This is a genomic window from Homoserinimonas flava (assembly GCF_054969005.1).
Genome location: NZ_JBUEQS010000002.1, coordinates 89,348 through 114,262 on the forward strand (window position 1 = coordinate 89,348; position 24,915 = coordinate 114,262).

At 66.4% G+C, this 24,915-nt stretch carries 25 protein-coding genes and 1 tRNA gene; 11 read left to right on the forward strand and 15 right to left on the reverse strand.

Translation table 11 applies throughout. From position 1 onward, the window contains the following. Window positions 1–32: 32 nt before the first annotated feature. Entirely contained in the window at window positions 33–689 is a 657-nt protein-coding gene (locus ACY48M_RS05940; RefSeq protein WP_462819353.1) for a PRC-barrel domain-containing protein, read from the reverse strand. Next, window positions 686–1,435: a hypothetical protein gene (locus tag ACY48M_RS05945; protein ID WP_462819354.1), complete on the reverse strand. Its 750-nt coding sequence runs from the start codon at window positions 1,433–1,435 to the stop codon at window positions 686–688. The genes ACY48M_RS05940 and ACY48M_RS05945 overlap by 4 nt, the downstream gene beginning before the upstream one ends. A 236-nt stretch (window positions 1,436–1,671) precedes the next feature. Between ACY48M_RS05945 and ACY48M_RS05950 the strand changes: the two genes are divergently transcribed. Together ACY48M_RS05950 and ACY48M_RS05955 are read left to right on the forward strand one after the other, a co-directional pair. Further along, complete coding sequence (locus tag ACY48M_RS05950) at window positions 1,672–2,070, forward strand: four-helix bundle copper-binding protein (RefSeq protein WP_462819355.1); 399 nt, start codon at window positions 1,672–1,674, stop codon at window positions 2,068–2,070. A gap of 6 nt (window positions 2,071–2,076) precedes the next feature. Next, the gene (locus ACY48M_RS05955) at window positions 2,077–2,907 is read left to right on the forward strand and encodes a CPBP family glutamic-type intramembrane protease (RefSeq protein WP_462819356.1); all 831 of its coding nucleotides are present in this window, start codon (window positions 2,077–2,079) and stop codon (window positions 2,905–2,907) included. A gap of 28 nt (window positions 2,908–2,935) precedes the next feature. Here ACY48M_RS05955 and ACY48M_RS05960 read toward each other — a convergent pair whose 3' ends face one another. The 4 genes from ACY48M_RS05960 to ACY48M_RS05975 form a co-directional block, all read right to left on the reverse strand. Continuing rightward, entirely contained in the window at window positions 2,936–3,088 is a 153-nt protein-coding gene (locus tag ACY48M_RS05960; protein WP_462819357.1) for a hypothetical protein, read from the reverse strand. A gap of 11 nt (window positions 3,089–3,099) precedes the next feature. Continuing rightward, the gene (locus ACY48M_RS05965; protein WP_462819358.1) at window positions 3,100–3,564 is read right to left on the reverse strand and encodes a hypothetical protein; all 465 of its coding nucleotides are present in this window, start codon (window positions 3,562–3,564) and stop codon (window positions 3,100–3,102) included. A gap of 66 nt (window positions 3,565–3,630) precedes the next feature. Then, window positions 3,631–5,139, reverse strand: coding sequence for a DUF2510 domain-containing protein (locus tag ACY48M_RS05970; protein ID WP_462819359.1), 1,509 nt, complete (start codon window positions 5,137–5,139; stop codon window positions 3,631–3,633). A gap of 209 nt (window positions 5,140–5,348) precedes the next feature. Further along, window positions 5,349–6,653 carry a hypothetical protein gene (locus ACY48M_RS05975; protein WP_462819360.1) on the reverse strand — a complete coding sequence of 435 codons (1,305 nt, stop codon included), beginning with the start codon at window positions 6,651–6,653 and terminating at the stop codon, window positions 5,349–5,351. Window positions 6,654–6,807: 154 nt separating this feature from the next. Here ACY48M_RS05975 and ACY48M_RS05980 point away from each other — a divergent pair, with 154 nt between their 5' ends. Both ACY48M_RS05980 and ACY48M_RS05985 read left to right on the forward strand, forming a co-directional pair. Next, a complete protein-coding gene (locus ACY48M_RS05980) occupies window positions 6,808–10,530 on the forward strand; it encodes an AAA family ATPase (protein ID WP_462819361.1) in 3,723 nt (1,240 codons plus the stop codon). 2 nt (window positions 10,531–10,532) lie between these two features. Further along, the gene (locus ACY48M_RS05985) at window positions 10,533–10,760 is read left to right on the forward strand and encodes a hypothetical protein (protein ID WP_462819362.1); all 228 of its coding nucleotides are present in this window, start codon (window positions 10,533–10,535) and stop codon (window positions 10,758–10,760) included. Window positions 10,761–10,932: 172 nt separating this feature from the next. On the opposite strand, the gene mscL is transcribed toward ACY48M_RS05985, so the two are convergent. From mscL to ACY48M_RS06000, 3 genes are read right to left on the reverse strand one after another with little or no spacing between them, the layout of a single operon-like run. Beyond that, window positions 10,933–11,367: a large conductance mechanosensitive channel protein MscL gene (gene mscL / locus ACY48M_RS05990; RefSeq protein WP_462819363.1), complete on the reverse strand. Its 435-nt coding sequence runs from the start codon at window positions 11,365–11,367 to the stop codon at window positions 10,933–10,935. Window positions 11,368–11,400: 33 nt separating this feature from the next. Then, complete coding sequence (locus tag ACY48M_RS05995; RefSeq protein WP_462819364.1) at window positions 11,401–11,751, reverse strand: FmdB family zinc ribbon protein; 351 nt, start codon at window positions 11,749–11,751, stop codon at window positions 11,401–11,403. 38 nt (window positions 11,752–11,789) lie between these two features. After that, window positions 11,790–12,380: a 5-formyltetrahydrofolate cyclo-ligase gene (locus tag ACY48M_RS06000; protein ID WP_462819365.1), complete on the reverse strand. Its 591-nt coding sequence runs from the start codon at window positions 12,378–12,380 to the stop codon at window positions 11,790–11,792. A 34-nt stretch (window positions 12,381–12,414) separates the two neighbouring features. On the opposite strand from ACY48M_RS06000, the gene galU reads away from it, so the two are divergent. The 4 genes from galU (at window position 12,415) to ACY48M_RS06020 (ending at window position 15,358) form a co-directional block, all read left to right on the forward strand. After that, on the forward strand, window positions 12,415–13,308 hold the full coding sequence (galU, locus tag ACY48M_RS06005) for a UTP--glucose-1-phosphate uridylyltransferase GalU (RefSeq protein ID WP_462819366.1): 894 nt from the start codon (window positions 12,415–12,417) through the stop codon (window positions 13,306–13,308). Window positions 13,309–13,311: 3 nt separating this feature from the next. Further along, the gene (locus tag ACY48M_RS06010; protein WP_462819367.1) at window positions 13,312–13,959 is read left to right on the forward strand and encodes a GNAT family N-acetyltransferase; all 648 of its coding nucleotides are present in this window, start codon (window positions 13,312–13,314) and stop codon (window positions 13,957–13,959) included. Between the two features lie 272 nt (window positions 13,960–14,231). Continuing rightward, window positions 14,232–15,248 carry a hypothetical protein gene (locus ACY48M_RS06015; RefSeq protein ID WP_462819368.1) on the forward strand — a complete coding sequence of 339 codons (1,017 nt, stop codon included), beginning with the start codon at window positions 14,232–14,234 and terminating at the stop codon, window positions 15,246–15,248. Window positions 15,249–15,285: 37 nt separating this feature from the next. Beyond that, window positions 15,286–15,358 (forward strand) — tRNA-Ala (locus ACY48M_RS06020). 86 nt (window positions 15,359–15,444) lie between these two features. Here ACY48M_RS06020 and ACY48M_RS06025 read toward each other — a convergent pair. After that, on the reverse strand, window positions 15,445–17,532 hold the full coding sequence (locus ACY48M_RS06025; protein WP_462819369.1) for a HelD family protein: 2,088 nt from the start codon (window positions 17,530–17,532) through the stop codon (window positions 15,445–15,447). Window positions 17,533–17,630: 98 nt separating this feature from the next. On the opposite strand from ACY48M_RS06025, the gene ACY48M_RS06030 reads away from it, so the two are divergent. From ACY48M_RS06030 to ACY48M_RS06040, 3 genes are all read left to right on the forward strand, one after another. Further along, the gene (locus ACY48M_RS06030) at window positions 17,631–17,831 is read left to right on the forward strand and encodes a hypothetical protein (RefSeq protein WP_462819370.1); all 201 of its coding nucleotides are present in this window, start codon (window positions 17,631–17,633) and stop codon (window positions 17,829–17,831) included. 182 nt (window positions 17,832–18,013) lie between these two features. Beyond that, window positions 18,014–19,417, forward strand: coding sequence for a hemolysin family protein (locus ACY48M_RS06035; protein ID WP_462819371.1), 1,404 nt, complete (start codon window positions 18,014–18,016; stop codon window positions 19,415–19,417). After that, complete coding sequence (locus ACY48M_RS06040) at window positions 19,414–20,436, forward strand: hemolysin family protein (RefSeq protein ID WP_462819372.1); 1,023 nt, start codon at window positions 19,414–19,416, stop codon at window positions 20,434–20,436. The genes ACY48M_RS06035 and ACY48M_RS06040 overlap by 4 nt, the downstream gene beginning before the upstream one ends. 7 nt (window positions 20,437–20,443) lie before the next feature. Here the strand turns inward: ACY48M_RS06040 and ACY48M_RS06045 are convergent, their stop codons facing one another. The 5 genes from ACY48M_RS06045 to ACY48M_RS06065 form a co-directional block, all read right to left on the reverse strand. Further along, window positions 20,444–20,893, reverse strand: a complete 450-nt coding sequence (locus ACY48M_RS06045; RefSeq protein ID WP_462819373.1) for a hypothetical protein — start codon at window positions 20,891–20,893, stop codon at window positions 20,444–20,446. A 51-nt stretch (window positions 20,894–20,944) separates the two neighbouring features. Beyond that, entirely contained in the window at window positions 20,945–21,394 is a 450-nt protein-coding gene (locus tag ACY48M_RS06050) for a hypothetical protein (RefSeq protein ID WP_462819374.1), read from the reverse strand. 50 nt (window positions 21,395–21,444) lie between these two features. Beyond that, window positions 21,445–21,906, reverse strand: coding sequence for a hypothetical protein (locus ACY48M_RS06055; protein WP_462819375.1), 462 nt, complete (start codon window positions 21,904–21,906; stop codon window positions 21,445–21,447). Between the two features lie 158 nt (window positions 21,907–22,064). Then, the gene (locus ACY48M_RS06060) at window positions 22,065–22,901 is read right to left on the reverse strand and encodes a formate/nitrite transporter family protein (protein WP_462819376.1); all 837 of its coding nucleotides are present in this window, start codon (window positions 22,899–22,901) and stop codon (window positions 22,065–22,067) included. 108 nt (window positions 22,902–23,009) lie between these two features. Beyond that, window positions 23,010–24,914 (reverse strand): heavy metal translocating P-type ATPase, encoded by a 1,905-nt coding sequence (locus tag ACY48M_RS06065; protein ID WP_462819377.1) that lies wholly within the window; start codon window positions 24,912–24,914, stop codon window positions 23,010–23,012. Window position 24,915 lies beyond the last annotated feature (1 nt).

Below are 24,915 nucleotides of genomic sequence, written 5' to 3' on the forward strand. Positions count from 1 at the left end.
GATCCGCGCCTACTCAACCGGCCCGACCCAGCTCAGGCGCGGTGACGCGGGCCCTTCGGCTGGCCTTCGTGTGGTGCCGAGTCGGTGTGGGCAGGCTCCGTGAACGACGGGTCGGCGGTCATCACCCCGTCGGAGGATGCGTCGTGTGATGCATCGTGCGCAGCGGGGTGCTCCGCAGTGCTCGCGGCCGCCGCCGAAACGGGGGGCGCAGCATCAGGGTTGGCGTCGCCGTCGGATGCCGCATACCGCTGCATGCGTGACTGCTGAGAATATTCGGCGCCGGCCTCTTCTGCCTCAGCATCGTGGTGGCGCTCCCCTTCAGGGCTCGCCTGCGTCTCCGCGTGCAGCCACTCAGCATCACCAGCGGAATCGGAAGCCGAGCCGATGCCGTAGTACCGGTACAGCTCGGCCTCAGATTCTGGCGTGAGGGCTTCGTCGGCGGCAATGCGCGGGGCGTCTTTCACCCTCTCTTTGTCGTAGGGAAGGTGCAGCTTTTCGCGATCCCACGTCGCCGCGTCGAGCGGCACGAAGTTCTCGTGACGCCCAAAGAGGCCGGTGTGCACGGTTGCCCAGTTGGGGGCACCCGTCGCCGGGTCGACAAAGACTTGACCGACGGTGCCGATCTTCTCCTCATCCGGGCCCACCGCTGGCGCGCCCATGATGCTGCCGAGGCTGATGTTTTCGATCATCGGCCGAGCCCCGCCCGGTCGACACGGCGATGGAAGCGCATGCCGCCCAGACCTCCGAGCACCGCGCCGGCGAGCATGGCGAGCACCATCACAATGGCGCTGACAATGCTGGCGACCGTGACATCCTCAACGCCGAGCGGAATTGTTGGCAGCGACTGCACGCTCGAAAGCAGGTTGAATGCATCCCCGGTGATGGCGGCGATGATGGCAACCACGATCGCGATGATGATGCCCCAGAGCCACACCATGAACCCCTGCTTGGCGCCGTCGAAGCGGGCCATGCGCCCGGCAACGTAGCCGCCAGCGTAGTAGGCGATGAACATCACGACGACAAGCACGATCGCGCTCACAAGCGCGACCGTGTCGGCGTTCTCGGCGGCGGTGTCGGCCACTTCGCCGAATCCGACCTCAAGGCCGATGAGGGTGAGGATGCCTGCGGCGAGGCCGGTGAGGAGCACACCGAGACCAACGGCAGCGAGCCAGCCAAAGAAGGCTGAACCGACTTTGATTCCGCCGAATTCTTCTTCTTCGCGAGAGAAAACCTCTTGACGGAGTGTGCCGCGGCTCTCGACGGGCACCGCAGCTGGGGCGCCCGCGTGCGAAGCGGTGGGAGCGTTCTGGGCGTGAGCGTCACGGGCTGCAGTGTCATGGGCTGCAGTGTCATGGGCTGCAGAATCGCGGGCTGCGGCATCGCGGGCGGCAGCCTCTCGGGCTGCGGCATCGTTTCGTTCTTCCGGCGTGGTCATTGTTCGCCCTCCTCGGGTTCCCGTTGTTGTGCTCGGTTGATTCAGGGTTTACGCCCTTCTCGCTGGAGATTCAAGGGGCTGAGGCCGAATCGGGAGCAGAACTCGACTCCCTTCAGCGCGTGGGCTTGCTGGCAAATGCCCTCACACCGGTGTTGGGGAGGAGCGCCCCGGGATACGGTAAATACCGAGACACCGATCAGGGCAAGCCACTGTCGTCAGGCCGGAACGGAGTACACATGACCACCGAAACACTCTTGAAGAGCCACCCGAGGGCGGGGTTCGACACCGCCAACCTGGCCGCCGTGCTCGACGCGCTCGCCGCCTGCGTGCAGGCCTGCACCAGCTGCGCCGACGCCTGCCTGCACGAGGAGGGTGTCGACCACCTGCGCCGCTGCATCCGCACCAATCAGGACTGTGCGGATGTCTGCACCGCTGCCCTGCGCGTGCTGAGCCGCCAGGGCAGCACCGACACGACCCTCCTCGCCGCCGTGCTCTCCGCCTGCGTTGTCGCGTGCGGTGCGTGCGCGAGCGAGTGCGACTCGCACGCCGAGATGCATGAGCACTGTCGTGCGTGCGCCGAAGCGTGTCGAAAGTGCGAGACAAGCTGTCGCCGGATGCTCGAAGACCTCGGGTGATGCGCCATGACGAGCGTGCATTCTGACGAGCATCGGGTCGTGATCCCGCTCGGTCCGCCGTCGCCACTCGAGCGCGGCTTCATGCCACTCATCGTGTTCGCGATTGTTGCCGGGGTCGTCGGCATCGGATTCGACATCATGCAGGATCTCAGCGGCTTTGGGGTCGGTGTGTTCCCGCTGGGCGCGCTTGGCCCGTTCGTGGGCGCTGTGGCAGCGTGGGTGTTCTTTCGTCCGACATTGCGCGAGATCCTTCCCGCTCCGGTCTCCCGTCGACAGGCGACCGCGCATCTCATTCTCGGCCTCGCCGCCGGGGTGGCCGTTGCATCCGTGTTGTTCGGCGTGCTCGGGCTCGCCGGCGCGCTGTCACCGCTCCCGTCTGACGCCTCCGGGGTGCCTGTCGCAATCACCTTGGCCGGCATCGTTGTTGCCGTCGTGCTGCAGGAGGTCGGCATCCGCGGCCTGGCGCAGCCCATCCTCGAACTCAGCGGAAGTCGGCTGCTCGCGTCGCTCATCGTCGGGGTGGTGTGGGGGTTGTGGGTTGTGCAGCTGTTCCCTATCGATGATTCGCCGGTCGCAATAGGCGCGATGGTGTGCGCCACGATCGCACTGGCACTGCTCCTCGGCTATCTCGGCAACGGTTCGGTGGGGCAGCGGCTTGCGGTGACGATCCCAGTGCACGCGATCACTGCGATCGCGCTCGTACTCGCCTCCGGTGTCCAGCCCCCGAGCGATACGGTCGCGCTCGTGTTCTTTGCCGCGACCGGGACTGCGGCAGCGCTCTTCCTCGCGATGTTCGTCGCCGCCCAGCGCAAGCGGGCGCGTCGCGCGGCCGCCTGATCAGCGCACCCCGACTCGCGCCAGCCGCTCAGGCCGGGCGATCCTCGTCGAGCGGGCTCTCATCGTCCTCAACCTCGATACGCTCATCGGGGTCGAGTGTCGGCGGCGGCGCCAGCTCGGGTTCGTCGGTGAGCTGTTCCTCACGCTCGTCGTCGAGGTTAGGTTCGTATTCCCTCGCCATATCCGTGCGCCTCAGGCAGATCCGACGGGGGCGTCGGGGCTGAGATCCTGATCGGACTTCGACGGGTCGTCGAGGTCTTGGTTCAGGCGACCGGGCGCCGCGGCGAGGAGGTCATCGGCGACCGACTCGTCAGCATCCGACCCGTCGGCATCCGACTCTTCAGTGAACTCCGGCGAATCGGTGCCCTCGGCGGGCTCTTCTGGGTGCTCCGTGCGATCCATCATGTCTCCTCCTCCTACACTGCCGTGGTCGAGTGGGCCGGGCTCCATGTCGCGCGCCGTTGTGACGCGCTGGCCGTTGATGAGCGCGTCAGGGTGGGCGGGCGAGCGGGGCACTTTCGGCGGTCGCACCTTGCCGTATTCGGCGAGATGTTGATGCTCACTGCCGCTCGGGTCGCCGGTCGCAGTCGAGCCCGGCGAGAGGGCGCCGTGCGCGTCGTCTGCCCGATTGCGGCGATATTGCTCTGTGTTGCTCATGCCGCCCACGATAGGCACGAAGTCCTCGGCGGTGCCTGAATACTCAGCGAAGCTTCAGCCCGAAGGTCAGCGACCCAGCCACGCTGCGGCGGTCTCGCGGAGAGGGTCGAGCGCCTCCACCACATAGGCCGGAAGCGCTCCCGGCATCAGCCCGACGGCAGCAATCACCCCGGCGACTACGGCCGCATTGATGCACCACACGAACAGCGGGGGCCAACCGGCGCCGACCTCCCGGCGAACGCGCACGGTGCGAACGATGAGGTATACGGGCGCGGTGAGCATGGCCCATGCGGCCCGAGCCGGACGCTGGTGGCCGGAGTCGCTGAGTTTGGTGGCATCCTGCTGCGCCCACAGCACTCCGATGAGCCAGGGGAGCGCGAGCACGCCGAGGGCGGGAAGCGACCAGGCGGAAAACAGAGCGAGGGCGACGAAGGCGGCGAGGCCCCCAAGCCACGGGGTGATGGTGAGCAGCCACACCGAGATGGTGCCCCAGCGGCGTGGGCTGAAGCGTTCACGTTCGGCCGCCCGAGCGCTCCCGACCGTCGACCAGGCGGGATTGGCGCCTCCGCTGCGACGGTCGTCGGATCCGGCCCAGATGTCTTTGTCGTCGTCCTGCGGGGCGAACGCTGCGGCGGCCGGTGCGGGGCTCGGGCTTGCGTGCGTCTCGGCCTGCGCGCGACGCTGACGCCGCGACATGAGGGTTGACTCGAGCTCGTCAGCGGCGGATGCCGTCGCGGCGGCGTCACCGTGGAACTCGGACCGCGACGCTCCCACACCCTGGGCGCCCTGCGCGGCCTGAGCCTGGGCAAGCTGTTGCAACCGCAGCTCCTCCGCCATCGCCTGCTGCGCCTGGAACTGGCGATCCCACTCGAGCCGTGCCGCCTCCTGGCGGGCGAGCTCTGCGCGGTGCGACTCTTCGGCCGCACGCGCTGCCTCCTCCTGCTGCTGGGGGCTCGCGAATGCCAGATCGGCGTGCACCTCACCGCGCGGAGGGTTCTGTCGCTGCTGGTGGGCGGCCGTGGCATCCGTCGCAGCGTAGGGGTCGGCCCCCATTGCCGCGTAAGCATCGGCCCCGGTGGCGGTCGGCCCTGTCGTCGCGCTGCGACGGTAGGCGGGGGCGGCGTCGGGCCCGCCAGAACCGCTGACGAGGTCCGTGCCCTTGAGCAGGTCGAGCGCGTCGCCATATTGGGGCATGTAGTGGCCGGCAGGTTGTGGAGCGGGTTCGGTGCGGGCGGCGTAGGCGGGCACCTGGGTGACAAACGCCTGCGGCTGGGCGGATGCTTCAGCCGCAGCGTGCTGGTTCGCCGTCGTCTGCGCAGCCTGCGCGGGGGCGAAACGCTCAGCGGCGGCCTGCGTCTGTGTTGCGGCCGCCTGCGTCTGCTCGTCGACGGCACCGAGGGCGAAGCGCTGCTGCACGCGGGGTGCCGGTGCGGGGGCGACGGGCGGCGTTGGCGCTCCGGGCAGGGGTGCGACGCTCTCCGTCCACGCCTGGCCGTTCCACCAGCGCAGGTGCTGGCGCGTCATCGGGTCGACGTACCACCCTGCGGGTGCAGCGTTGTTCAGCGAATCCGTCATGTAATGAGCTCCCGCGTTGCGATCCATCCTGCCGAGGCGATGCAGCGTGTGCAGTCCTCGTGAGGGAGGTGTCGGGTCGCCAAAGCCTAGCGCACCGAGTCCCCGCTTTGGGGGACATCGATTGTCGCCGTTGACTGCCCGCCCCGCGTTCCCCCACCCAATCCAAGCCCATACTGGCCGGTTTAGCCATACCCGATTGGAGGGGTACTTCAGTGCTGGATGTCGTACCGGGCGAGCGCGTCGGCGTCGCGCGCATAGGTGGCTGCGCTGCGTGCCGTGTCGAGCGCAAGTACAGGGTCGGCTTCTGCCTCGGCCACCGTGAGCAGCCGCTCGGCTTCGGCGAGCCTGGTGCGCGCTTCGCGACCGATGCCGCCTCGGCGACCGTCGATAAAGTCACGGGTCGATGACACCTGGCTTTGCGCGGCGACAAGGGCACCGACAAGCGCTTCGCGCGCTTGCGCGAGACGTCGTTCCTGATTTCGCACGCTCGACATTGCCGCGTCGAGTTGTTGGTTCGCCTCCCGCAGGCGGTCGAGGGCCTCGACCGGGTGGCGGCGGTCGAGCGAGGTGAGGGTGGACTCCACGGCGACGATCGCGTCGAGCACGCCGACGCTGGCTGCGGCATCCGTCGCATCGTCGCGCACCGCGCGGGCCTCGCGCAGGCCGGCCTCGGTCGACTCGATGCCGGCCGCGAGGGCCGTGTCGGCGGCGGCGAGCTGGTCCCTGAGCGTTTCGACCGCGTCGAGCAGATGGCCGGCGCGGCGTGCGTGCTCTTCGCCCTCGCGGAGGGCGTCGATTGCGTCGATCGCGGCGCGCGGCCCGGCAGGAGCATCCGTGTGGTCGACCGCGAGCGCGGCGGTGTCGATGGCCTCGCGGGCGGCGTCGAGCTCAGCGGCGGCGCGGTCGACGCTGTCGGCGATGCTCGCGGTCGCCGGTGCGCTGTAGGCGCGCTGCAGTTCGGTCAACAGGGTGGCGGTGGCGGCCTCTCGCGCCGCCGTCTCGGTGACGAGCCGGCGCAGGCCGGCGAGCGTGTCGGGGGCGTTGCGTTCCACTTCGCGGAGCGAATCGATGTGGCGGAGTTGGGTTGCGAGCGCCGCCTGTGCCGTCTCGCACAGGTGCACGATCTTGGCCGTCCAGTCGCGGCGCTGCGCCTCGGTGTCGGCAATGTGGTCGTCGAGTCGTTGCTGCAGGGCGAACGCCGTCATGACATCCCGCCGTGCCGATTCAATCGCGTCGGCGAGCGCGCGGGTGCGGTCTGTGCCGAACTGGGCTGTCGCAAAGTCGAACTCGTCGGCCGCATCACGCACGGCATCGTCGGCACGCACCAGAAGGATGTTCGCACGCTGCGTCGCCGCCCCGACCGGGTCGGCGCTCGCGATGGGAGCGCCAGAGCGTGAGGCGTGGAGTGCGGGCCCCGCCACACTGCCGCGTCGGAACAACACGGCGAACCCCGCCACCAGTCCGACCGCGAAGATGCCGGCGAGGGTGAGGAGGACTGTCCACGCCAGATTCATGGCTCCACTGTAAAGGGGTGAGGATGCTCGACCCTGTGGAGATGCCGATGCCGAAGCCGCAGAAACCGGCCCTGCTTACCGGGATATCGGGGGTTCCGCGCTTAAGGTGGGCGCTGTGTGGCCCGCCAACAGACAACCAGAAGACGACGATCTCGTGGACGAGATCGCCAACAATGCTGCCCGCGCGCAGAAGCAGGTGACCGCCCCGCACGCGCTGAGCCTCGGCGACCCGCGCTACACGGCGGCAAACATCGCTGAGCCGACCTGGCAAGACTGGCGCGAACAGCTCGCCACCGTCGGCGGCCCGTCACCGCTCCTCCACTTCGTTGACACCCCGCGCAGCCGCATCGAGCTGAGCACCACCCACCCTGGGGGCCTCGCCCAGTTCATTACGGGCCAGAAGACGCTGCTCTCCAGCCTCATCCGTGACGACCTGGCACTTCGTTCGGCCCGGGTCGCCGCCGGCGAGATCGCCTCGAAGTCGCTTGAGCTCGCGACATCCCGCGGCATCGACGCCGTGCACCTCGGCATCGGCATCGCCGAGTGGAGCCACGAGGGGGTCGAGTTCCGCGCGCCAGTGCTGCTGCGTCCGCTTGCGATCCGCCGCTACGGCCGCGACTTCGAAATGAAGCTGCTCGGTGCGCCGTTCCTCAACCCCGAGCTCGCCCGCGCGCTTGAAGAACAGCACGGTGTCACGCTCGACGCCGACGCGTTCGTCGCGCTCGCCGAACACGACGGTGCCTTCAAGCCCAACACCGTGATCGACCGCCTGCGCGGACTCACCTCGCATGTGCAGTTCACCGTGCAGCCGCGCCTCGTCGTGTCGGCGTTCGCGTCGGTCGGCGAGCGTCTGGTGGCGGATGCCGCGCAGCTGGAGCATCCCATCCTCGACGCGCTTGCCGGCAACCCCGGCGCCAAGTGGAGTGTCGGCGAAAGCATCGTGGCTGTTGAGCCGCAGCATCCGGATGATCGCGCCCCAGAAACCGACACGCTCCTCCTCGACGCAGACGGCGAGCAGGAGGCGGTAATCGCGCAGGTCGCGGCCGGCAACTCGATCGTGGTCAAGACCCTGCCGGGCACCGGCAGCACACAGACGATCGTGAATTCGATCGGCGCGCTCGTGCACCAAAACAAGCGGGTGCTCGTCGTGAGCCCCCGGCGCTCGAGCCTCACCGGCATCACGCAGCGCCTCTCTGAGATCGGTCTCGGCGGCGTCGCCGTTGCCCCCGCCACACTGCGCCGCGATCTCATTCGCGCGATCTCCCGCAACGAGAAGGCCCGCTCGCCCATGCTCGGCGAGGTGGATGACGCGCTGGTTCGCCTGCGCAAGGTGCTGCTCGACTACCGCGTCGCCATCGCGCGACGTGACTCGGTGGTGGGCATTTCGGTGCTCGACTGCCTCACAGAGCTTTCGCGTCTCGCGCTCCTGCCGACCCCGCCATCGACGACGGCGCGCCTGTCGCGCGCGTCGATCGAGCGCCTCATGGACAATCGCCAGTCGGCTGCACAGGCGATGGTGCAGGCGGCGAAGCTGGGCGAGTTCCGCTACGGCCCTGGCGATTCGCCCTGGTATGGCGCGAACTTTGCGACGAGTGAGCAGGCAACCGCGGCGCACATGTTGGCGAAGCGGCTTTCGGAGGATGAGGTTCCGCGGCTGCTTGAGCGTGCGACCGACCTGATCAGCGCGACGCACATGCGCCCGTTCGAGTCGATCACCGAGCTCGGCACCTATCTGCGGCTCCTCACCGACATCCGCGACACGCTCGACAAGTTCCAGCCGGTGGTCTTCGACCGGTCGCTGAGCGAGCTCATCGCGGCGACGGCGTCGCGCAAAGATTCGCCAGAGATGTCGGGGGCGAACCGCCGCCGGCTCAAGAAGCTCGCGCGCGAATATGTGCGCCCGGGCGTCTCGGTTGGCGACATGCATGAGAGCCTCGTGCGCATACAGCAGCAGCGCCTGCTGTGGCAGCGGTTCGTGCCGGCGGGCATTCCGCCGAAGGTGCCGGCCGGCATCGCTTCGGCCCAGGTGCTGCATCAGCAGATTTCGCAAGACCTCGCGTCGCTCGACCGGCCTCTCGCCACGCCAAGCGGACCGCAAGAGCTCGTGAACCTGCCCATCGCGGAGCTTCTCGCGAAGCTCGCCGGCCTTGCTGCTGAGTCGGATGCGCTCGCCAACCTGCAGGAGCGCGCCGAGTTGCGCACCCTGCTGCAAGACCTGCAGCTTGACCCCCTGCTCGTGGACCTTTCGGAGCGGCATGTTCCCGATTCGCAGGTCGCCGCCGAGCTGGAACTCGCGTGGTGGAAGTCGGCGCTCGAATCCCTCCTCGAGGCGGATCGGGCCCTGCTCGGGGCGAACACGGGCGTGCTCGATCGGCTGGAGGCGGACTTCCGTCTCGTCGATGAGGCGCACGCGGCCGGCAGCGCTCAGCTGCTCGCGTGGCAGCTCGCCGAGAACTGGAGCATCGGTTTGGTCGACTGGCCGGAGGAGGCAGCGCAGCTGAAGCGCATCCTTCGACGTGACTCGGTCACCTCGCAGCAGCTGCATCAGGCGGCGCCCCACCTGTCGCGCACGATCGCGCCGGTGTGGATCGCGTCGCCGTATGAGGTTGACCTGATCACGGATGCGATGCCATTCGACACGGTGATCGTCGTCGATGCTGGCGCGACCACGTTGGCCGAGACGGTCGGGGCGATCCGACGGGCAAAGCAGACGGTCGCGTTCGGCGACCCGGTCACGCAGACCCCGGCACCGTTCCGCATCGGGCTGACGGGGGAGTCGCCGCTCGACACGACCCACGATGACACTGACACGGATCTCGATGAGGTGCACGCGGATTCGACGCTCGCGCGGCTCGGCACCCTGCTGCCGACACTCGCGCTGACGCGGAGCTACCGGGCTGGCGGCGAAGACCTCGCGGAGCTCGTCAACCGTCGCTTCTACGCCGGCAAGATCGAGTCCCTCCCGTGGGCGGGGTCGTTCCTCGGTCACGGCAGCCTCAAGCTGGAGCATGTGAAGAACGGCAGCGGGCTGCCAGACGAAGATTCGGGTGCCGTCGAGAGTGTGGATGCCGAGGTCGACCGGGTGGTTGAGCTTGTGATCGACCACGCAAAGACGCGGCCGCACGAGTCACTCATGGTGATCTCGGCCAGCGAAAAGCATGCGGTGCGGGTGCAGCAGGCGGTGCTCGGGGCGCTGCCGGGGCGCCCAGAGCTCAGCGAGTTTGTCTTGAGCGATCGCGCTGAGGCGTTCACGGTGGCGACGATCGAGCAGGCGGTGGCGCAGAGCCGCGACCGCGTGATTTTCTCGATCGGCTACGGCCGCACCCCGCACGGCCGAGTGTTGAGCGACTTCGGTTCGCTCGGCAGGCCCGGCGGCGAGCGGTTGCTCGCGGTGGCGATGACCCGCGCGCGTCGCGGCATGGTGATCGTGACCTGCTTCAAGCCTGATGACATCGACGACACCCGCATGGAGCGGGGCGCCGTCGCGCTCGCTGAAATCATCGCGGATGCTTCGGCACGCACCGCGGCGTCGTTCGTGCCAGACGACAGTGACCCCATGCTCGTCGACCTCGCGAAGCGCCTCGAGAAGCGCGGCCTTCGGGTGGCGCTCGGACATCGTGGCAAGCTCGGCCTGGTGACCTCGCACCAGGGCAAGTGCCTCACGATCGAGTCGGATGCTGTGCTGCAGGGGGCGAGCCTGCGCGAGTCGCTGCGCCTGCGCCCCGAACTGCTGCGCCGCCTCGGCTGGCACTACATGCGCGTGCACTCGTTCGAGTTGTTCAACAACCCAGACGCCGTCGCCGACCGCGTGATCGCCCTGCTCGGCGCGGGTGTCGGCCCCATCACGGAGCCGATCCCCATCATCAAGTCGGCGTAACCGTGGGGGAGCACGATGACCCCCAGCCAGATGTGGTCGAGCCGGATGCTGTCGAGCCGGATACTGTCGAGCCGGATGTCACGCCGCCGCGCCGCCCGCGGGTGCGCCGTCGGGTGACCACCGCCCCGGTGCCGGGTTCTGACCCGACCCCGCTGCCGGAACCAGCGCGTCACGCCTCCGGCGAGAACGACGAGCAGCTCAAGCGGGACAAGCCGCCTCACTGGGGCTAACGCGCCCGAGCCCTCGACCCCTCGCGCGCCCTCGACCCCTCGCGCGCCCGAGCCCTCGCGCGAATGACGTGTTTTCGGCAAGATGAGCGTGCCGCGGCGCCGTCATTCTGCCGAAAGCACCTCATTCGCCGACCCGTCATTCGCCAACCCCTCATTCGCGAGGAAAGGGAAGCTACTCCGGCTTGGGGGAGGTGGAGTTCGCCGCATCCTTCGCGAGCAGGTCGCGGATCTGCTGCAGCAGCTCGATTTCGGTCGGTGGCTCTGCCGTCTCGGGGGCACCGGCCGCCTTGCGGGCTTCGGCGCGCTCCCTGAACTTGTTCATCGGGAACACGAACACCAGGTACACGACCGCGGCCACCAGCAGAAACTGGATGAGGGCGGCGAGCACGGCGCCGAACATCAACTTCGCATCGCCGTTCATTCCGGGAATCGTCACGATCATGACCGTCGACAGACTCTCGGCGTTGAAGAGCGCACCGATGAGAGGGTTAAACAGGTTCTCGACGAGCGAGTTGACGATCGCCGTGAACGCCGTGCCGATAACCACCGCAACGGCAAGGTCGATGACGTTGCCGCGCATGATGAACTCTTTGAAACCTGTGAGCATGCCGCTCTCCTACTCTCGACGAAACGGGGGCAGTCAGGCTGTCGCTGAGGCCGCGGGGGACGACTTGGCCGTGCCTGACGAGGTTGAGCTTGCCGCATTCGACGTCGTGGCGCCAGAGGCTTCGGACTTCGCGGCTGGCTTGGCCGCGGCATCCGGCTTCGAGCCTGAAGGGTTCGAGCCTGAGCCCTCAGACGTGGAGGAGGCGCTGCGCGAGTCGGTGCGGTAGAAGCCCGAACCGTTGAAGGTCACGCCAATCGAGTTGAACACTTTGCGCAGCTCGGCCTTGCCGCATGCCGGGCATTCGGTGAGCGAGTCGTCGGTGAACGACTGGTACTGCTCGAAGCTGTGCTCGCACGAGGCACAGCGGTAGGCGTAGGTGGGCATGCGGATGCTCCGGTCGTGATGGCGCAGGCGCCGTATGGTCAGGCGTTCGAGTCGAACTCGACGATGCCGGTCGGGGTGACGACACCGTTGACCGGCTTGTCGTGCACTTCGGTTGGCACCTCATCGACGAGCTCATTGTCGAACACCACAGCATAAACCGGCGGGCACTGCTCCATTGACCCGAGCATCCGGTCGTAATAGCCACGACCCCAGCCCATGCGCATACCTGCGCGGTCGACGGATGCCGCTGGCACCACAATGAGGTCGACCTCGTTGATCGCGATCGGGCCGAGCACTTCGCCGATCGCCTCTGGCACGCCGAACTCTCCAGGCTGCTCGCTCTCCCCGTCGCCGACAACCCAGTCGAGGAGTCCGTCGATGCGGGAGATCGGCAGCAGCACGCGGATGCCCTGCTCGTGCGCCCAGTTGAGCCAGGGGCGGATGTTCGGCTCATCCGGGTTCGGCAGATACGCCGCCACATACCGGGCGCCGAGGCCCTCTGTCAGCGTCGTGAGGTGGAGCGTGAACTGCTCGGTGGCGTGCTCTAGCTCGCTGCTCGTCAGGTTTCGCCGCCGTTCCCGAAGCTCGGCGCGAAGTGCGCGTTTGCGGTTCGGTAACTCATCTGACATAGAAGCCATCCTAGGGAAAGGTACTGTATGCCGTATGGCGTTCACCATCACGAAAGCGGTCATTCCAGCAGCGGGCCTGGGCACGAGGTTCCTCCCCGCAACGAAAGCGATGCCGAAGGAGATGCTCCCGGTTGTGGACAAGCCGGCGATTCAATACGTCGTGGAGGAGGCGGTTGGTGCCGGCCTCACTGACGTGCTCATGATCACGGGTCGCAACAAGAACGCCCTCGAGAACCATTTCGACCACAACAGTGAGCTCGAAGCGACACTCGAGAAGAAGGGCGACCGCGAGCGTCTCGCCAAAGTGAACTTCTCGACCGAACTCGCCGACATGCACTACGTGCGGCAGGGCAACCCCCTCGGCCTCGGTCACGCCGTGCTCCGCGCCAAAATGCATGTGGGCAATGAGCCTTTCGCGGTGCTGCTCGGTGACGACATCATCGACGACCGTGACGTGCTGCTCACTCGCATGATCGAGGAGCAGGGCAAGCGCCAAGCATCCGTCGTCGCCCTCCTCGAGGTCGACCCGTCGCAGACCCACATGTATGGCATCGCCACGGTCGAGAAGACCGACACCGACGACGTCGTGCGCATCACCGGCATGGTGGAGAAGCCAGCGCCGGGCGAGGCACCATCGAACTACGCCATCATCGGCCGCTACGTGCTCATGCCGGAGGTGTTCCGCATCCTGGAGCGCACCAAGCCTGGCAAGGGCGGCGAAATTCAGTTGACGGATGCCCTCCAGACGATGGCCGAAGCCCCGGAAGCCACCGGTGGCGTTTACGGCGTGGTGTTCCGCGGTCGCCGCTACGACACGGGTGACCGGGCGGACTACATCAAAGCCATCGTGCAGCTTGCGATGGACCGTGATGACCTCGGCGAGGAGCTTCGGCCCTGGCTGAAGGATTTCGTGGCGACGCTGGACTGAGTCATGACGGCCCCCCTGCCGACGCTCAGTGAGGGCGCGGTGACGATACGACCAATCCGGGTGCGCGATGCACGCCAACTTGAGCGCGAACTGCTCGACAACCGTTCGTGGCTGCACCGTTGGGAGGCGACGAGCCCATACGGTCCGACCGAGTTCGACGTCAAGTACAGCATCCGCAACCTGCTGAGTCATGCGCGAACTGGGCAGGGGCTGCCGTTCGCGATCGAGGTCGATGGGGAATTCGCGGGCCAGCTCAACGTGTCAGGCATTACCTACGGCTCGCTCGCCTCGGCGACGCTCGGCTACTGGGTGTCGGAACGCTTCGCGGGTCGCAATGTGACGCCGGCCGCCGTGGCGCTCGCCACCGACCACTGCTTCTTCACCCTCGGTTTGCACCGTATGGAGATTTGTATCAGGCCGGAGAACACCGCATCGCTGCGGGTGGTTGAAAAGCTCGGGTTCCGTTATGAGGGGCTCCGGCGCCGCTACATCCACATTGACGGTGATTGGCGCGACCACTTCTGTTTTGCCCTCGTGGTCGAAGAGGTGCGACAGGGTGTGCTGCGCCGGTGGCGAGACGACCGTGTGCCGGCGCTCAACGCCGAAATCCCCGAGGCAGACTGGCGGGCATCTGGAGTGCAGCGCCCCTAGCCCTGCAGCAGTTCGGTCTGCACGAAACGGATGCTGCGGAATAAGGCAACGCAGCGCCGACCCATCATCGAGGCGACGGGCCGGCACTCACCTCCACGCGTGACGCGGGGAACGCCCTGGTGAGGGGGAAACACCGTGCGCAGAGGCGACTTCAGCCTAGGTTTGTGCGCTGCGCTGCGGCACCCCCGCAAGGTGGGGGTGGCGGGGGTCGTGGCGAGACACACCCCGCCGCTTGAGGGCCGATGCGAGCGCCCGCTCGTACCGTTGACGACATGGGATTCGAGGGGTTCAGTTCGAGCATTGTCATCGCGCTCGCCGCGGTGCTCTGGCTCGCCTACCTCGTGCCGACCTGGTTTCGTCGACGGGAATACCTTTCGACCGAACGCAACACCGTGCGACTGCAGCAGACGCTCCGCATCCTCGCCGAGACAGCCGAAATGCCGGAGCAGGTCCGGGTAGAGAATTCGGCCCGCAGCGTTGCCGAACAGGAGAAAGTCATGCACCGCGAAATGCAGCGGACCCGCGCCATCGAACGCGCCCAGCAGGCCGCCGACGCGCGCGCCGCCGTGCGCAAACTTGCCGAGACACAGCCGGCCATTGCCGCCCATGTCGCCCGCAGCTCCACGTCGTCACGTCGCCTCCGTCGCTCGCGACTGGTGACCACACTCGTGCTCATCGCTGCGATCGTTGGCATCGTGACGGGAATCACACAGGCCGTCGCCGGCATTGGGGTCGTGCTGCTCGTCGCCTCCGCAGTGATCGGGGCCGGTGCCGTCGTGCTGCTCGGCCAGCTCGCTGCCGTCTCGACTGCCCGCCGCCAACTCGCCGCCGAGGTGCAGCACACCGCACCCGTCGCGTCGCCCGTCCAAGATCTCTGGCAGGGCGAGCAGGCTACGCCCCGCACGACCACCAGCTGGACGCCGAATGCCATCCCCAAGCCGCTCTACCTCTCGCGCACCGAGGCCCCAGCGGCCCCGCATGTGAGCTTCGCGGATGCCGCCGCTCGCCTCGCACGCGCGACCGCAGCGCCGCAATCCGTGACCGCGCAGCCTGCCGCAGCACAGGCACGCCCGGCGGCCACCGTCGTCGCCGAACTGCGCGAGGCATCCGATCGTTCAGAAGAGAGCCTGCGGCAGGCCCAAGCGGCCACCCCACGCATCGAGTCGGCGGTGTCGGCACCCGCCGTCGAAGCCCAGCCAAGCCGCTTTGCGAGCATGGGTGTCATCGATGATGTGGAGCTGGCGCCGGCCGATATCAACGAGGCTCTGCGCCGCCGTCGCGCCGTCTGACACCCTCGCGCGAGGTGGTAACGTAGACACCGCTCACGGGCCCTTGGCGCAGTTGGTAGCGCGCCTCGTTCGCATCGAGGAGGTCAGGAGTTCGAATCTCCTAGGGTCCACCGAGTGAAGGCCCCGTCGTTACGACGGGGCCTTCGTCATGTCGCGCGGGTGTCCGCATCGGTAGGGCGGAGCGCGTCGGGCCTGTTCAGGCCGTCGACGCGTCCAGCAGCCGTGAGAGAGCGCCTCGGTAGGTCAGGTGAAGCTCGTGCATTGCGCGGGTGCACGCGATGTAGAGCATGCTCCGGTCGATCGCGTTCGAGTAGTTGTCTTCGTCCACCCCCGGCACGACCACCATGTCAAACTCCAGCCCCTTAGCGATGTGGGCTGAGGTGATGACCACACCGTCGGCGAACGCCGTGCTGCCGTAGTCGAGGAAGGTGAGTTCGATGTCGGCTGCGGCGAGGCCCACATAGAGCGATTCGGCCTGCTTCACTGTCTTGCAGATGATTCCGAGTGTTCGGTGTTCACTTGCCGTGAACGTGTCGATCAGCGCGGCGATATGGTCGCGCTCGATTGTGGTGTCTGCGCACTCCACCACCTGTGGTGGCAGTCCATGACGATCAATCGGCACTAGCTTGTCGTTCCGCGAGATGCGTTGAGCGAACTCGGTGATCTCCGTCGTGGATCGGTAGCTTTTGGTGAGTTCGAGGGTGTCCGCCTCTGGGAACATTTCGCGGATTCTCGCGAGTGACGACGAGCTGAACGGGTTCACCGATTGGTTGGCATCGCCAAGGATGGTCATCTTGCACGAGAAGAGGGCCCGGAGCACCGCATACTGCACCGGCGTGTAGTCCTGCATTTCGTCGACGAGCAAATGGCGGATGTCGTTGAAACTCGACTCGTGCCGTGACGTCGAGAGCATTGTATAGATGAGCGGGAAAACATCGGCGTACTCGATTCGTTTACGGCCGAGTGGCATGAACAGCCCACGGCGTTCGGAGCTTTCGTCGTAGAACGCACGGTAAATGGAGATGGCGTCCTTGTAGCTGAACATTGCCGCGACCTGTCGACGCACCGAGGTTGTGTCTGCGGCGGTCCACTTGCGCCGACGGGTTACTTCCAGCCTGAGGTGGTGCACGGCCGTTTCGGTGAGTCGGTCCAGTCTTGTGAAGATGGGCAGCATCCGGAGCGCGTCGAACGTCGTGTCGACCCATTCGGCGGAGAGGCGCTCATGCTGTTGGACTATCGGTGCCGGCACGAAGCCCGCGGCGGCGCGGGAGTCGATCCATGCCGTGAGTTCGCGCACGAACTCGGGCGTTGCCTTTGCGGACATCCGTTGCGACGCAGCCTGGTCAGTGCCTTCCAGGAGTTTCGTGACCTGTTCACTGAAGGTTTCAAAGTCAGTGATTTTGTGAAGGAAACGGTGTGCGATCGCGTCGAAGTCGATCTCAGCGACTTGCTCCTCGCCAAGTTCGGGGAGGACGCTGCTGATGTAGTCGCCAAACACCTTGTTCGGCGAAAGGATCATCACGTCGTCGGAGGTGATGGTGTCTTTGAACCGATACAGCAGAAATGCGACGCGGTGAAGGGCGATCGAGGTCTTGCCCGAGCCTGCCACCCCCTGGAGGATCAGCACATCGGCTGTCTCGTTTCGGATGACCGCGTTCTGCTCCCGCTGGATGGTCGCCACGATGTTCTTCATCTTGTCGTCGGCAGACCGGCTTAGCTCCTGCTTGAGGATGTCGTCACCGATGTTCAGCGTGCTCTCAAGCATGTACTCGAGTCGGCCATCCTCGATTTTGTACTGCCGCTTGCCGGTGATCTCCCCGTGGACAGTCCCCTCCGGTGCGGTGAAGAAGGCGTCGCCGGACTCGAAGTCGTAGTAGAGGCTCGATACCGGGGCGCGCCAGTCGTGGACCAGCATCTCCATCGAGTCGGTGTTGCGGAAGCTGTGGAGGCCCACGTAGTGCGGCTTCGGCGCTGGAGTGCCGTCGGCGCGGAAGTCGACTCGGCCAAAGTAGGGCGACTTCACCATTCGTTCGATGCGTCGCTTTGTCTCGGCCGCGTGCTCGGTGACGCCGATCGAGACATCAACAACCGTGCGGATGTTGGCCTTCTCGGCGTGATCCATGTCGCGCTGATTCGCCCAGATCAGCTCCTTGTTCGCCTGAATCTCGGCCGCGGAGGTGTCGATGGCGCGCTCGACGCGCTCACGGGCGGCTTCGAGCGACCGCAGTACACCGGCCAGATGGAGGCGCTCAGCGGTCTCTTCTCGGTCGATAACATCAGTCACGGGGCACTCCAGCGTCGTGGGCTTGGGCAAGGCAGATCGCCGTGCGATTCACGCAGACAACCCTACCCTCACGTGAGGGTAGGGTTGCGACAAGGACGGTGCGTACCCCGCTGAGCCGCGACCGCGTGCTCGACGCGGCGATGGACATCGCCGACGCCGAAGGCCTGCCCGCCGTCAGCATGCGCCGGGTCGGCGCCGCCCTCGGGTCGAGGCGATGTAGCTCTACCACCACCTTCCGGGCAAGAATGGGCTGCTCGACGGTCTCGACCGGGCGGCAGGCGACACCGGCTGATCGGTGAATTGCGCTGGCGGCGTTCATCGTCCATGATTGGAGGGCGTCCCTATTTTGGAGTGTGTGAAGCCTCACAATGCACCGAGCACTCGTTGTGCCCGCATCTGACGACCCCAGCCATAGTCCGGCGACTCCGCCCGACCCCAGCTGCCTGACCCTTGAGGGCCGCCATACTGTGGCTGGTGCCCTGTGACCGAGGCAATTCTCACCCTGCTTCTCGGGCTTGTGGTGATCGGGGCGATCATCGTCGCGAACGGCTACTTTGTCGCCCAAGAGTTCGCCTACATGTCGGTCGACCGCGTGCGTCTCGGCGCCAGCGCGGAGGCTGGGGATAAGGCGGCGCAGCGCGCGCTCAAGGTCACGAAGCGCACCTCGTTCATGCTTTCGGGCGCACAACTCGGCATCACCATCACCGGTCTGCTGGTTGGGTATGTCGCCGAACCGCTGGTCGGTGAATCGCTCGGTGTGCTCTTCGAGGATGCGGGCATTCCGGCGGCCGTCAGCATCACCGTCGGCACCGTGCTCGCCCTCGTCATCGCGACGGTCGTGCAGATGGTGTTCGGTGAGCTCTACCCGAAGAACTTGGCGATCGCGAACCCGGAGCCGCTCGCTCGGGCGCTCGCACGTTCGACCACCATCTACCTTGCCGCCTTCGGGTGGCTCATCATGGTCTTCGACGTCGCATCCAACGCGCTGCTGCGACTTTTCCGCATCGAGCCGGTGCATGACGTCGACACGACGGCAACGCCAGAAGACCTTGAGCGCATCGTCGCCGACTCACGCGCAACCGGTGACCTGCCGGAGGAGCTTTCGATGCTGATCGACCGCATCCTCGATTTTCCTGATCGCGACGTCGAGCACGCCATGATCCCGCGGTCGCGGGTCGGCACCGTCTCGCCCGACACAACCCTCGGCGAGATTCGTGCCCTCATGGCGCATGCTCACACCCGCTACCCGGTCATCTCCGCGAGCGACGAACCGGTCGGCTTCGTGCAGCTCACCGACCTGCTGCTCAACACGGCAGGCGACGATGTGCCCGCTTCGAGCATCATGCGGCCACCGCTTGTCATCCCCACACTCATGTCGCTCCCTGACGCACTCGCCCGGCTCTCGGAGTCGCGCAACGAACTCGCGTGCGTTGTCGACGAGTACGGCGGCTTCGCCGGTGTGGTGACGGTCGAAGACCTCGCCGAAGAGCTTGTCGGTGAGCTCAGCGACGAGCACGACGGCGCCGTCGGCGAGATCATCGAAGAGACCGAGGATGGTGTCTGGCGCATGATCGGCGACGTGCACATCGACGAGGTCGAGCGCGAGCTCGGGCATGCGCTGCCCGAGGGCGACTACGAGACCGTGGCAGGTCTCGTGATTGCGCACCTCGGAGCCCTGCCGACGGTCGGCCAACGCGTGACAATCGCGCTGCCAGACAACCCCCGCGACATGGCATTCGACAACATCGTGCGGCGCGAACTCGAGATCGACGTGCTCCGGGTGTCGCGCCACGTGCCGAGCGAGCTCGTTGTGCGTCTGCTTGAGTCGAGCGACGAGGATGCCGCCACCGATGCGGATGCTTCGACCGAGGGGAGCAAAGAATGAGTCCCCTCGTCGTCACCCTCGTGACCGCGCTGCTGATCGTGCTCAGCGCCTTCTTCGTCATCATCGAGTTTGCGCTCATGAGCGCGCGTTCGCACCGGCTTGAGGCCGAGGCGCACACGAGCCGGTCCGCCCGCGCGGCGCTTCGCGGCATCAACGAACTCACCATGATGCTCGCCGGCGCGCAGCTCGGCATCACGGCGTGCACCTTCGCGCTCGGTGCCGTCACCAAACCTGCCGTCGATGCGTGGCTCGGCCCCGTCTTCGCCTCATGGGGAATCCCGACGCAAATCTCCGATGTCACCGCCTTCGTGCTGTCGCTGTTCTTCGTCACCTTCCTCCACCTCGTCGTGGGCGAGATGGCCCCGAAGTCGTGGGCGATCGCGCACCCGGAGGTCTCGGCGAAGCTCATCGGCATCCCGTCGCGCGGGTTCGTGTGGCTGGTTCGCCCCCTCCTGACGTGGGTCAACCACCTCGCCAACCGGCTTGTCGCCGCGAGCGGTGTGACCCCGGTCGAACGGGCGGCGGTGCGCGGACAAGACGCCGAAACCATCCGCTTTCTTGTCGAGCACTCTGCGACGGCGGGCACGCTCGATGATTCGTTTCGCAGCCAGCTTTCCGGTGTGCTCGAACTCGAAAGCCTCACCGTCGCCTCGCTCATCCCTGACGATGCATCGCCGACCTCCGTGGCGGCCGACGCCACGATCGGTGATGTGCAGCGGGCGGCGTCGCGCTCCGGCCATCTCCGCATCCTCGTCCACGACGACGTCGGCTCGATGTGGGGTGTGGTCCATGTGCGAGACACCCTGCTCGAAGACGCCGATCGCCCCATCACCGATGTTGCACGCCCCGTCTTCACGCTGCCGGCCGACATGCCGGTCTATGAAGCGTTGTCGCGCATCCGCGGTGCCGGCGAACAGCTGGCGGCGGTGAACGACGGCGGCCGCTTCATCGGTGTGGTGACGGTCGCCGATGTGCTGCGCCGGGTATTGCCGTTCACGCAGCAGCCGTTGCAGGGGTAGCAGCTGGCTAGTCGACCTTCGTCGGTGGTACGCAACGCTCCGTATGCAGTTGCCGGGATATGAACTCTTTGTCTAGTTCGATGACGTCGAGGTCGCCGTAGTATTTGGGCTCGAGGGGTGCTCCGTCGACGCACTTGACCCACACCGCCACGATGCCGGCTCCGCCGTAGTTCAGCATCGTGTAGGTGCTGGTTTCGTCGAGAGCTCCCGACGCGAGATTGTAGTTGCTCCCGAGCGGAGGAGCCTCGATCTCGCGCCCGGTTGGAAAGATGAGGATGCGGCCTTCGTGGTCGCAGTTTTCGCTCGCCGCGGCGGCTAAGTCTTCGACCCTAATGGGGTCCAGATTTGCGCACGGTTCGCGCCTGGTGAGCTCGACCTGGCCCTCAGCTGGAGCGGTGCACCCGCTCGGGATCGCGGCGAACGCCACAAGCAGCACCGCCAACGCTTGCCGGTGCACCGAACGAATCATTACCACCCTCGCACCTAGAGACGTACCCCGCTTCGGCACCTAGTCGACCTTCGTCGGTCGCACACAGGAGTCGTCGTGCAGCTGCCCTTCCAGGAACGCTTTGTCGAGTTTTATGATGTCGGAATCGCCATAAAAGGTGGTCTCGACCGGTGCGTCGTCGGAGCACTGGACCCACACCGCCACAATGCCTGCCCCACCGTAGTTCAGCGTCGTGTACGAACTATCTTCATCGGATGCGCCCGATGACTTGTTGTGGATCTCGCCAGATCCGGGCGCCTCGATTTCGCGCCCGGTTGGAAAGATGAGGATGCGCCCTTCGTGGTCGCAGTCTTCTTTCGCAGCGTCGGCGAGGTCTTCGACCCTAATAGGGTCCAGATTTGCGCACGGCTCCCGCATGGTGATCTCGACTTGGCTCTCGGGGGAAGAGGTGCATCCGCTCGGGATCGCGGCGAACGCGACAAGCAGCAGCGCCAACGCTTGCCGAAGCATCGAGCGATTCATCACACTCCTTCAACTGGAGGATGTGCCCGCGTCAACACCTAGTCGACCTTCTTCGGCAGTATGCAGTCTTCGGGATGCAGCTGTCCGGATAAGAATGCTTTGTCACGTTCGATGACGTCTGGGTCGCCATAGTATTTGGGCTCGAGTGGCGCTTCATCGACGCACTTGACCCATACCGCCACGATGCCGCCACCGCCGTAGTTAAACATCGTGTAGCTACTGGTTTCGTCGAGTGCTCCCGACGTGAAGTTGTAAATGTGTCCGAGCGCGGGGGCCTCGATTTCGCGCCCGGTGGGAAAGATAAGGATGCGGCCTTGGTGGTCGCAGTCTTCGCTCGCAACGTCGGCTAAGTCTTCGACTTTGATAGGTACCAGAGTCGCGCACGGTTCGCGCGGGGTGAGCTCGACTTGGCTCTCTGCAGGCGAGGTGCATCCGCTCGGGATCGCGGCGAACGCGACAAGCAGCACCGTCAATGCATGCCGGTATGCCGAGCGTTTCATTGGATCCCCCATGGCGGACGATGTCCGCGTGTCTCGGACGCTAACGCATCGCCTCGAAGCAGCGCAAGGCCACCGCACAAGGCCGCCCACCCCGGTATCGGGGCGGGCGGCCTTCGCTCTCAGCTTCGCGAGACTGAGCTTTGGTGCCTGGGGTCAGATCAGGCGGGGATGCGCGGTGTGCTCGCGACGATGGCGCGCTGCGCCTTGGTGCGGGCGTGGGTGAAGTAGAGCGGGAGGGCGGTGAAGAGCAGCCCGCCGACGAGGTTGCCGAGCACGGTCGGGATTTCGTTCCACACGAGGTAGTCCATGATCGTGAAGTCGGCGCCGAGCAGCAGGCCAGAAGGGAAGAGGAACATGTTCACGATCGAGTGCTCGAAGCCCATGTAGAAGAAGAGCATGATGGGCATCCACATCGCGAGCGCTTTGCCCGGGACATCCTTTGCGATCATGGCTCCTGCGACGCCCACCGACACCATCCAGTTGCAGAGCACCCCGCGCACGAAGAGGGTGAGCATGCCAGCGGCCCCGTGGTCGGCATAGCCCACCGTGCGACCTTCGCCGATGTGGCCGATGGCCTCACCGACCTCGTTCGGTGCCGTGTCGAAGCCGTAGGTGACGACGATGGCCATGAGCACCGCCACCGTGAAAGCCCCGATGAAGTTGCCGACGAACACGAGCCCCCAGTTGCGCAGCACACCCCGCACCGTCACGCCGGGGCGTTTGTCGAGCCATGCCAACGGTGCGAGCACGAAGACACCCGTGAGGAGGTCGTAGCCCATGAGATAGAGCATGATGAAGCCGACCGGGAAGAGGAGGGCCCCCAGCAGGGTCGACCCGGTCGTAACCGAAACGGTGATGGCGAAGGCGGCGGCGAGAGCGAGGAGTGCCCCGCCCATGGTGGCACGCACGAGCGTGTCTCGAGTGGACATGAGGACTTTGGCTTCGCCGGCGTCGATCATCGAGGTGACGAGGTCGGCGGGTTTCACATACGACATGGGACACGCTCCGTGGGGTGCAGGGGTGGTTGCCGGCCGGAACCGCGGGCCACTCACGAGGCTAGGCAGCGGAGGTTTCCGTTCCGTGTCCGTCGCGACCGGGTTTCATTACGTTCCCCGCGCACCGCCGCTGAGGGCTTGTGAGGCTGTTGCGGTGGTCGCTGTGTCGAGCGCCGCCCGCGGCCCTGTCAACGCCCGGAGCGCATAGAGAATCGTCGCCAGGTCGACAAGCTCCTGTGTCAGCGCCCCCGCGACCGCGGGGATCACGCCAGTGGTGGCAACGAGCATCAGCCCAACGCTCAGCGCGATGCCCATCCAGATGGCGGCATACGCAACACGCAGTGTGTGCCGCCCGATTGCTACAACGTCGGCAACACCAACGAGCGAATCGGTGAGGGCGACAGCGTCGGCGGCCTCGCCTGCGGCGGTTGCGCCGCGGGCCCCCATCGCGATACCGATGTCGGCTGCCGCGAGCACGGGAGCATCATTCACCCCATCACCGACCATGAGCAGGGGGCGCGGAGCGAGGCCGGCGGCGAGGCTGACCTTCTGCGCCGGGAGAAGTTCCGCGTGCACTTCGGTGATGCCCGCCTGCGCGGCCATCCCCTCCGCCGTGCTCGTGACGTCGCCGGTGAGCATGACGATGCGCTCCACGCCGTTCTGGCTGAGCCATTCGATGACCGCTCGGGATTCTGGTCTGATGTCGTCGGCGAGCACCAGGGTTCCGGCAAACCGCCCATCGATGGCGACGTAGGCGGCGGCCTGCCCTGCCGGCAGCGGCACGATGCTGGTCTCGGGGGCGATCTCGGCCACGTGCGCGGGCTTGCCGACCACGACAACTCTGCCGCCGATGACCGCGGTGACGCCGGCGGTCGCGATTTCGCTTGCCTCGCTCGCCGGCAGCAGCGTCAGCCCTCGTTCGGTCGCGGCACGGCACACACTGTCGGCGAGCACATGGCTCGAATACTGCTCGGCGGATGCCGCGAGCAGCAGCAGCTCGTCGGCATCAACCCCATCAACCGGAGCAACGGCGACGAGTTCTGGCCTGCCCTGCGTGAGCGTTCCGGTCTTGTCGAATGCGGCGGAGCGCACCCGCGCGAGCTGTTCGAGCACTGCGCCGCCCTTCACGATGACGCCCGCCTTTGCCGCCCGGGAGAGACCGCCGAGAAACGCGACGGGCGCGGCGATAAGGAGGGGACACGGGGTGGCGAGCACCAACACTTCGGCGAACCGCGAGGCGTCGCCCGACACCGCCCAGGCGACACCAGCGATCGCGAGCGACACGGCGGTGAAGGGGATCGCGAAGCGGTCTGCGAGACGCACGACCGGTGCCTGCGACGCCTGAGCTTCGCGCACAAGAGCGACGATCTGTTGGTACTGGCTGTCGGCGCTGCTGCGCACCGCGCGCATCCGCACCGCCCGCGAGCCGTTGATCGCGCCGGAGAGCACCTCCTCCCCAGCGTCCCTGCTCACCGGCAGGCTCTCGCCCGTGAGCGACGATTCATCGAACGTGCCACCGCTGAGGAGTTCACCATCGACGGGAACAATCTCAGACGGTCGCACCAGCAGCACGTCGCCAACCTGCACGGCGTCGGCGGCGACATCCCGCACACGCTCAATGTCGTGATCTGAACCGGCGAGCACGTGAGCGAGCTGGGGCGAACGGTCGAGCAGCGCCGTGAGCTCGCGGGCGGCACGCCGCTGCGCGAAATCTTCGAGCGCTTCGCCACCCGAGAGCATGAGCACGATGATGAGTGACGCGATGTATTCGCCCACCGCGAGGGTCGCCCCCATCGCGATGACGGCGAGGATGTCGAGCCCGAAGTGTCCGCGCACAACATCGCTCACCATGCCAAATGCCGTGCGCGCAATCACCAGCGCGACGAAAACGCTCGCAGTCCAGCGCGCGACGACGGGCAGACCCCCGAGCTCGAGCGCGAGCACGACGATCGCAACGGCAAGCGTCGCCGTGATGACGGGGTACCGCGTGAGGAGACGAACAAGACGATGCATA

Bases quoted from the DNA above. Each gene is read 5' to 3' on its own strand.
- ACY48M_RS06040 (WP_462819372.1), top strand. From the start codon at position 19,414: ATGAGTCCCCTCGTCGTCACCCTCGTGACCGCGCTGCTGATCGTGCTC.
- ACY48M_RS05950 (WP_462819355.1), top strand. From the start codon at position 1,672: ATGACCACCGAAACACTCTTGAAGAGCCACCCGAGGGCGGGGTTCGAC.
- galU (WP_462819366.1), top strand. From the start codon at position 12,415: ATGGCGTTCACCATCACGAAAGCGGTCATTCCAGCAGCGGGCCTGGGC.
- ACY48M_RS06060 (WP_462819376.1), bottom strand. From the start codon at position 22,901: ATGTCGTATGTGAAACCCGCCGACCTCGTCACCTCGATGATCGACGCC.
- ACY48M_RS06050 (WP_462819374.1), bottom strand. From the start codon at position 21,394: ATGCTTCGGCAAGCGTTGGCGCTGCTGCTTGTCGCGTTCGCCGCGATC.
- ACY48M_RS05965 (WP_462819358.1), bottom strand. From the start codon at position 3,564: ATGAGCAACACAGAGCAATATCGCCGCAATCGGGCAGACGACGCGCAC.
- ACY48M_RS05975 (WP_462819360.1), bottom strand. From the start codon at position 6,653: ATGAATCTGGCGTGGACAGTCCTCCTCACCCTCGCCGGCATCTTCGCG.
- ACY48M_RS05940 (WP_462819353.1), bottom strand. From the start codon at position 689: ATGATCGAAAACATCAGCCTCGGCAGCATCATGGGCGCGCCAGCGGTG.
- ACY48M_RS05970 (WP_462819359.1), bottom strand. From the start codon at position 5,139: ATGACGGATTCGCTGAACAACGCTGCACCCGCAGGGTGGTACGTCGAC.
- ACY48M_RS05945 (WP_462819354.1), bottom strand. From the start codon at position 1,435: ATGACCACGCCGGAAGAACGAAACGATGCCGCAGCCCGAGAGGCTGCC.
- ACY48M_RS06010 (WP_462819367.1), top strand. From the start codon at position 13,312: ATGACGGCCCCCCTGCCGACGCTCAGTGAGGGCGCGGTGACGATACGA.
- ACY48M_RS05995 (WP_462819364.1), bottom strand. From the start codon at position 11,751: ATGCCCACCTACGCCTACCGCTGTGCCTCGTGCGAGCACAGCTTCGAG.
- ACY48M_RS06000 (WP_462819365.1), bottom strand. From the start codon at position 12,380: ATGTCAGATGAGTTACCGAACCGCAAACGCGCACTTCGCGCCGAGCTT.
- ACY48M_RS05960 (WP_462819357.1), bottom strand. From the start codon at position 3,088: ATGGCGAGGGAATACGAACCTAACCTCGACGACGAGCGTGAGGAACAG.
- ACY48M_RS05955 (WP_462819356.1), top strand. From the start codon at position 2,077: ATGACGAGCGTGCATTCTGACGAGCATCGGGTCGTGATCCCGCTCGGT.
- ACY48M_RS06015 (WP_462819368.1), top strand. From the start codon at position 14,232: ATGGGATTCGAGGGGTTCAGTTCGAGCATTGTCATCGCGCTCGCCGCG.
- ACY48M_RS06055 (WP_462819375.1), bottom strand. From the start codon at position 21,906: ATGAAACGCTCGGCATACCGGCATGCATTGACGGTGCTGCTTGTCGCG.
- ACY48M_RS06065 (WP_462819377.1), bottom strand. From the start codon at position 24,914: ATGCATCGTCTTGTTCGTCTCCTCACGCGGTACCCCGTCATCACGGCG.
- mscL (WP_462819363.1), bottom strand. From the start codon at position 11,367: ATGCTCACAGGTTTCAAAGAGTTCATCATGCGCGGCAACGTCATCGAC.